A 7,246-nucleotide genomic window follows, 5' to 3' on the forward strand; every position below is an offset into this window, starting at 1 on the left:
TTCTGATGCTGACCCGTGTCGACAAGCCCGCCCTGATGAAACGGCTCTTTGAAATCGGTTGCAGCTATTCGGGCCAGATTCTCTCCTTCACGAAAATCCTCGGCCAGCTCCAGGATGCAGGAAACACAACAACACTTGCTCATTATCTGCGCCTGCTCGATACTGCCGGTTTACTGGGAGGTCTGGAAAGGTACAGCCCTGAACTGGTGAGACAGAGAGCCTCCATTCCGAAATTTCAGGTGCATAACACGGCCCTGATCAGCGCACAACAACAGCAGACTTTTCAGGAAATTTCAGCGAATCCTGCGCAATGGGGTCGATGGGTTGAATCGGCTATTGGAGCCCATATCCTCAATCACACCCGTAGCGAGGCAATCAACCTGTATTACTGGCGTCAGGGAAATCATGAGGTGGATTTTGTTCTGGAGTACAAGGGTAAAGTGATCGGTCTTGAAATTAAAAGCGGCCACTCGCAACAAGCTTCAGGCATGGCTGCATTTATGCAGCAATACAAGCCACACAAAGTGCTGCTGATCGGAAATTCGGCGATTCCATGGCAGGAATTTCTTGAACTGGAACCCCTGGATCTGTTTTCCTGAGTCGGTAAAGAGAATTCAGAAGCCGAAAAGAGCAAAAGTCTTGATAGGTCAAGCCTGTCCGGAGTGCCAGTGTGTAGTCGCAGGACTCAGCGACGTCACCATTGCACGAGAAGTTCCCGGAGCTGTCCTGTGACCTTGTCAGGCAAACGGAAAAAGAGAATCCCGCAGGTTCCGCACCTGTTATGATACCGCCGTCTCCTGTCACGAGCAGACATGGGACGGCAGTTCCACCCCTGAAACGGGATGAGCATGCTTATCTTCCGGTTTTTTTGAATATGTACTTCTGTTTGAAGCTGTCACCCGGTATGAGCGTACCGAAATAAATCCCCTCCAGCACCAGACGGCCTTCATCGTCAAACCTGAACGAACCGTTCAGATCGATATCTTTCGGTACGGTGTTGCCATGCTCGGCAGTGAATGTGATCGACCCGGACTGAAGATCGAAGGAAACCGTACCCCAATAATCTTTTCTGATTTCAAACGGTATTGCCGTCACAGAAAAGGTTCTGTCAGGTTTGATGATCAACTCCTCGATATTCCCCCCTTCTTCCTCCCAGTAGCCTGCAAAAGGATTTGCTTTTTTCGTATAGACGTAGAGCGTGTTGTCCCTGACATTCCCTTTTTTCCTGATTTTCGCGCTGATGGTGTAAATCGTGCCATCCTGCACGTCACGGCCGACAACAAGCTGACCGCGTTTCTGATCGATCGTTATGCCTGTTTCGGGAACGACCTGCCATTCAGTCCTGACGTCTACGGAAGTTTCGGCCATCGGGAAAAAATACGGGCTTGTAACGGCTTTTATTTCCAGTTTCAGCGTATCTCCGGGACAGGCATATTGCGGATAAAAATCGTTGATCAGCAGAGCGTCGCGCTGTTCCGCGGTCAACGAAGAGATCGATACGCCGAAACAACTCGCATGACCTAAAAGCAGCAGACAGAGAACAGCAGCCTGACCGAACACCTTTCTCATCAATAACATGGCAAACCTCCATACGTTTATGGTGACATGAACCCGCCATATTCCTCACGATCTGCCAGGAATATCCGGCATAACCCGAGAGCGATCCATGCCCGCTCCACGGATACCGGTCAAGGTCTTCCGGCTTTTTGACCAATCCGGCACGCAAGGGGGTGCAAATGAATATAACTACCAGCTTGACGAAACAGGGCTCTTCTTCGCAGAGCATCGACATGTACCGATTCCGGAACAGATGACCAGAACGATGATATCGCCTGTTGAACGAGACCGAATACCCCGTCAGCATCTTTCGCATGAACGCCGGCAAGCCCTCCGTCCGATTCCGCAAACCATCACTGGATGCAACGTTCCCGGTGCGTCCAGTCTCGCGCCTTCTGGCAGCGCTTCCTCTCCGTTTCAGGTATACGACCGATTACTGACTTACCTCTGTCCCCAAAACCTCCATTCTCCACACCCACCCAAACGTCATAAATCCTCTTCTCAAGCCACAATATCAAAATGCATTGTTTTTTTATATCAAAAAAGCATATTTTGCACTGTATATTTAAATATTCAGTGATACACCCCGCCAATCGGTACACATGCTTCGATTTATTGATAACGATCTTCGGCGCTGGCAGGAAGGAACACGCCGCAAGCCTCTCATCCTGCGAGGCGCGCGTCAGGTCGGCAAAACATGGTCGCTCAAAGAGTTTGGAAACAAACGATTTGCATCTCTTGCTCTTGTTGATTTTGAACGGAATCACTCCCTGCGCAAACTCTTCGATGGCGATCTTACGGCAAGGCGCTTATGCTCGGATCTTGAAGTCATCCTTCAGCAAAAAATCACGCCGGGTAAAACCCTGCTCTTTTTTGATGAAATACAGGCATGTCCCCGAGCGATAACCGCCCTGCGCTATTTTTATGAAGAAATGCCGGAACTGCATGTCGCTGCCGCCGGGTCTCTGCTCGAATTCGCTCTTGACGAAAACTCCTTTCCCGTCGGCAGGGTTCAGTTTCTCAATCTCTATCCGCTCTGTTTCGCTGAATATCTTGAAGCAATCGGCAACGCCCCTGCGGCAGCTGCAGTTCTGGGCAATCCGGCTGAAATATCGCCTGCCGTGCATGACCTTCTGCGCGAGGAGCTGAAACGCTATTTTTTTATCGGGGGAATGCCGGCGGCTGTCAATGCATACCTTGAAAACAACTCTCTGCGCGATGCCTTCGAGGTACAAAAAGAAATTGCAGAGTCCTTCAGGATGGACTTTGCCAAATATACGCCCAGAGTTGACCGCTTCTGTCTCGACTCGGTCTTTACCTCCCTGTCGCAGCATATCGGAAAACAGATTAAATATGCACGCCTCGGCGAGGGATACAGCAACCCGACGCTGAAAAAGGCATTTGACGCCCTGTGCCTGGCTCAGGTAGCCCGAAGGGTTCCCTCTGCAGATCCCTCTGGACTTCCATTGGGGGCGACAGCCTCCGCCAGATCATTCAAGGCGATAATGCTCGACATTGGCTTGATGCGGCACCTGTCGGGTATGCCCAGTGATATCGAGTATGCAAAAAACGACCTGCTCTCCATCTACCGGGGAGCCATGGCGGAACAGTTTGTCGGCCAGGAGATGCTGGTAACCCAACAGGGTGGTCTGTATTACTGGGACAGGCAGGCCAAAAGCAGTTCGGCTGAGGTCGATTATCTGGCGGTTCTGAACGGCAGGATTCATCCTGTTGAGGTAAAAAGCGGCGCTACCGGCAGTTTGAGGAGCCTTCATCTCTTTCTTGCCTCGTACCCGGAGTGTGGCAGGGCACTGGTCTTTTCCGACCGCCCGTATGCCGACCTTCCTGAGCAAAAAATCACGTTCCTGCCGCTTTACAGCACTTTTGCCGTTACAAGAAACGAGTAGCGAAAAAAAATGCCGCTCTCGCTTTCCCCGACCTTGACCCTTGCGGTTACGGATTCGTCCCCGCCTGCAACAGAGCCTTGCTTCTGAAAAGCAGGAATTTAATCACGTGTGTTTATGTAATTGCGAAAGTCCACTAAAACAGGGCCTCGGAGGTCAATTGCTGCTCCCAGCCATGTCGGCGGTGTCGGATTGCTCATCGATGCCAAAAACACCGACGTCGCAACCTGGTGCGCCAGCTACGGGTACTTGCCCTTACCCCAAAAACCGCACTCTTTCTCTTTCTGCCATTCCGGACAATTCGAACAGCATTGGAATCTGCAGAAAAACGGTAAGGCGACGGCTCTCGTCCCTTGCTGCATTGCATCATGAGAAGCCGATATATTGCATTGCATATGCAACGCATAACCGGACATACACCATGAAAAGCGCTACACTGCCATCGCTCCGCGTAGAACCGGAACTCCGCAAAGCTGTCGAAGAGCGCCAACTCGCGGAAGAGGGTATGAACGGAGAGATTGATGCATGGCCGGAATATTGAGGGGTGATATCCGATGGGCCGACCTCAACCTGAAGCGGGGAAATGAGCAATCCGGCCTCCGACCAGTACTGGTTGTAAGCCTACCGGCGAAACGATTTCCATGCGTCCAGAAACTGCTCCAGATGCTTTGATCCCTGGGCTATCTCCTGATGCAGAAGACTTTCCAGCAGACGCTCTTCGTGCACAAACGAATCTTCTGTCAGTCTCCCCGAAAAGTAGGCGGTTCTCAGCCACACCAGATATGTCGAAAGGGCGTCGAACTGGTTGTACTCAACGATTTTTCTGAAGTTCCCGGAGCGCCATAAATCGACTACATCGGCACCATTGATTCCCATTTTACCCGGAATTCCAAGTGACGCAGCCAATTCGTGAAGCGATGGGGTCCCTTTGCCAAAACCACCAATCTCATTCTTCAGATCGATGTTGAAATCGCTGTATCGAGCAAAATAATCAGCTCCCTCCCAGGGTTTTTCCGGACGATGGCAGAAGGTCGGCGCCGTCACCCTGTTTACCAGTGCCCTCTGAAACAGGATAGGCAGGTCGGCATTTAACGAGTTGAACCCCACAAGCTGTGCCCCCAGATTCCCGACAGCTTCCAGGAACTGCCGAATGAGTTTCCCTTCCGACTGCACGCCCTCATGCTGCCCGGGGAGAGAAACGAGCTCAAGACTGACTTTACTGTGCTGCCTTTTCCTGACCACCGCCGCAATTGAAACGATCCTGCACATCACCGTTTTCAGGTATGGACGTGGGTCCTCCGGCGTCGCGCCGCCCTCCCGCCACATGACCTCAAGCACCTCATCATCAGAGGCCGTTTCCGGCAACTTGTAAATGCGCCTGCCTGACATCGGATCAGGAACCCACTCGATATCGAAGACCACAACATTGTCGGCAATAAACTTGTACATGGTAATTCCCCGGAGTCACTCCCCATTTCCAGGGAAGTTGTTTGACAAAACCAGGTTTGTTCAGGCAGCACTGTTTGCCTGAGGTTTTTTGGCATAGAAAACCGTTGCCGGAACCTCTCCGTCAAGCGAGGTATGGCGACGAACGGTGTTATAATCGTTGAACCATTGCTTCAGTCCCTGGTAGAGTTCGTTCATGTAAACATTCGCCAGGCCAGGTACCTCACAAACAATTCGCCCTTTAACTTTTGTTGAGTTTTACAGGTAATCAATATTTTCGCGACTTGCTCACTGACTTCTGCCGTAACTTCCCGGGCAACTTGTATCTTTGACCGGAATGTCGCGGTAAAGAAATCGTTGTGGCGCAGTTCCGGTTCGGTGCCGCCGTGTTCGGCATCCGCCTGGCGGATACGGCTGATGCCGGTTCCGATCTTTTCGATATCCGGTTCAGGAAGTTAAGTCATTTTCGCTATAAAAAATGCTCAAAACTTTATGCCAGCACATCACTATGTTGTTCAAGATGAGATTTTTTGGCAACGGATCAACATCCCGAGGCCTCTCGAATGTGCTTATCTCCGACATCCTGTTCGGGGGAAAACCCAGGGAAATATTGCGTCACGGCTCTTCCGGAAAAATCACCAACGTCACCTCTCCTCCTCTTATGAAAAAGATCGAAGATGTTCTGCGTCGGCCATTCGGCCTGGGTGAAGCACAGGTGTACGGAATCATCCGGTTGTTCAGGGACACTTTTTCGATTGTCAGTCCTGAAAGAGACCTCAGTGTCGTTACCGCCGACCCCGACGATAACCGTATCCTCGAAGCCGCCTCTGCAGCCGGTGCTGACGACATTATCTCCGGCGACACCCATCTGCCCGATCTCGCTGAATGGAACGGCATCCCTGTCCTCACGCCCGACACCTTCCTTCAGAAATTCCTTTCAGCCTGACAAGCCAACCGCAACCTCCAGCACAGTTCCGGAATCAGAATGTAAACGTTAAGGCTACGGGTCTCATTTCCTGCAGCATTGTGCATACCCCAGCCATCAAGGTATGAGGGAGAAATGTTTTACAGGAGAATATTCACGTACGGATGTACGTCGCAAAGTGTTCCTTCTTCCCAAGGATCTTCCTATCCGTAATCATCCTGAAGAATTACAAGCAGGTCTTTGAGGAGTAAAAAAAGATGATACGGATCGGTCGGGCTTGGTTCGAATCCCCAGTTGAGGTACCAGTCACGGGAAACATTATCTTTTGCATGAACCAGAATGGCCCTGATGCCTGCAAGCTCAGCCGCCTGGGCTGTTCGCAACAATGCATCTTTGAGCAGAGCCCGGCCAAGACGTGCGCACTGATACCGGCGATCAACTGCAAGTCTCGCAAGAATCATCACCGGTACCGGATGTCTGGCAAGACCTTTGCTGAGTCGACCGGTTGCCGCTTCCGGTTCAATGCTTCCGACAGCAAGACTGTAAAAGCCTGCAACGCATTCTGTTCCCTGCTCACAACAAACATAGGTCTGGGCACTGTTGGCCTTCTGATTGACCAAGGCAAAACGTTGCAGAAACTGATTCAGGGCATGATTTCCACAATCGAATACCGCAACGTCGTGGGAGGAAGAGAGTTTCTGAACCTGACTGAAACGGGATGCGTTCAATCCAGTACCCCCGGTTCGGTAAGCAATGCTTTCATCCGGTTACCGGGAGCAGACACAGGCCGGTCAAGGAGTTGCTGAAACTGCTGCCACCCGGCATCATCAAGCTCAAACCGGCGACGGTCGGCTAACGTCTGATTAGCCGCGGTTATACCGGCATCAAGCAAAAACTCGCTGACAGTTTTATGACAAGCCCTTGCTGCCTCCTGCAACAGTTGTTTTACCGGCAGATTAGCGCGTACATCAATCCGTTCTGTTTTAAGAGGAGCGTTCATAGCCATTTTTTTCATATTCAATTGACATTTAACTCCAATATAACGTACAGACATTGTCATGACAACAAAATAATCACCGTGATTGTTCAATGATTCATAACCACTATCAGCAATGGCTTTTAAGGCTTTACCATCGTCCCGGATGATCATTTCACTACATTATGCTCCCAAGGTATGCCCACTCAATTCCCCACCCGGCGGGTGGAGAATTACCCTGCTGCTTTGCATTCCCCTGCCATCAAGGTATGAGAGAGAAATGTTTTACAGGAATAATTTGACGTACGGCTCAACGTTATATAGTAATTGAGAATCAGAAGGGAGTAAGAACACTAACATCCTGGTGTTGTAATAAATGGGAGAACAGCTTTTTGTAACCCTATAAAAAGGAGGATGTTATGCTCAGCGAGACAGAGA

General features: G+C 50.7%; 8 protein-coding genes and 1 pseudogene. 4 read left to right on the forward strand and 5 right to left on the reverse strand.

Annotated features, from left to right (window positions below; genetic code table 11):
* Positions 1 to 599, forward strand: a 599-nt coding sequence (locus K4305_RS05315) for a DUF4143 domain-containing protein (RefSeq protein WP_331561365.1), incomplete at its 5' end; no start/stop codon positions are given.
* A gap of 253 nt (positions 600 to 852) precedes the next feature.
* On the opposite strand, the gene K4305_RS05320 is transcribed toward K4305_RS05315, so the two are convergent.
* Positions 853 to 1,578, reverse strand: coding sequence for a hypothetical protein (locus K4305_RS05320; protein ID WP_331561366.1), 726 nt, complete (start codon positions 1,576 to 1,578; stop codon positions 853 to 855).
* A 581-nt stretch (positions 1,579 to 2,159) separates the two neighbouring features.
* Here K4305_RS05320 and K4305_RS05330 point away from each other — a divergent pair.
* Together K4305_RS05330 and K4305_RS05335 are read left to right on the forward strand one after the other, a co-directional pair.
* A complete protein-coding gene (locus K4305_RS05330; protein ID WP_331561367.1) occupies positions 2,160 to 3,464 on the forward strand; it encodes an ATP-binding protein in 1,305 nt (434 codons plus the stop codon).
* Positions 3,465 to 3,986: 522 nt separating this feature from the next.
* A pseudogene (locus K4305_RS05335) lies at positions 3,987 to 4,082 on the forward strand (type II toxin-antitoxin system PemK/MazF family toxin); the annotation flags it as partial.
* On the opposite strand, the gene K4305_RS05340 reads toward K4305_RS05335, so the two are convergent.
* Together K4305_RS05340 and K4305_RS05345 are read right to left on the reverse strand one after the other, a co-directional pair.
* The gene (locus K4305_RS05340; protein ID WP_331561369.1) at positions 4,083 to 4,910 is read right to left on the reverse strand and encodes a 3'-5' exonuclease; all 828 of its coding nucleotides are present in this window, start codon (positions 4,908 to 4,910) and stop codon (positions 4,083 to 4,085) included.
* A 60-nt stretch (positions 4,911 to 4,970) separates the two neighbouring features.
* A complete protein-coding gene (locus K4305_RS05345) occupies positions 4,971 to 5,105 on the reverse strand; it encodes an integrase core domain-containing protein (protein ID WP_331561370.1) in 135 nt (44 codons plus the stop codon).
* A gap of 322 nt (positions 5,106 to 5,427) precedes the next feature.
* On the opposite strand from K4305_RS05345, the gene K4305_RS05350 reads away from it, so the two are divergent.
* The gene (locus K4305_RS05350; RefSeq protein WP_331561371.1) at positions 5,428 to 5,853 is read left to right on the forward strand and encodes a putative toxin-antitoxin system toxin component, PIN family; all 426 of its coding nucleotides are present in this window, start codon (positions 5,428 to 5,430) and stop codon (positions 5,851 to 5,853) included.
* 182 nt (positions 5,854 to 6,035) lie between these two features.
* On the opposite strand, the gene K4305_RS05355 is transcribed toward K4305_RS05350, so the two are convergent.
* Positions 6,036 to 6,560 (reverse strand): GNAT family N-acetyltransferase, encoded by a 525-nt coding sequence (locus K4305_RS05355; protein WP_331561372.1) that lies wholly within the window; start codon positions 6,558 to 6,560, stop codon positions 6,036 to 6,038.
* Positions 6,557 to 6,838 (reverse strand): type II toxin-antitoxin system TacA family antitoxin, encoded by a 282-nt coding sequence (locus K4305_RS05360; protein WP_442880428.1) that lies wholly within the window; start codon positions 6,836 to 6,838, stop codon positions 6,557 to 6,559. The genes K4305_RS05355 and K4305_RS05360 overlap by 4 nt, the downstream gene beginning before the upstream one ends.
* Between the last annotated feature and the right edge of the window lie 408 nt (positions 6,839 to 7,246).

The sequence above is a fragment of the Chlorobium sp. genome, from assembly GCF_036528655.1.
In the GTDB taxonomy this organism is placed as follows: Bacteria; Bacteroidota; Chlorobiia; order Chlorobiales; family Chlorobiaceae; genus Chlorobium.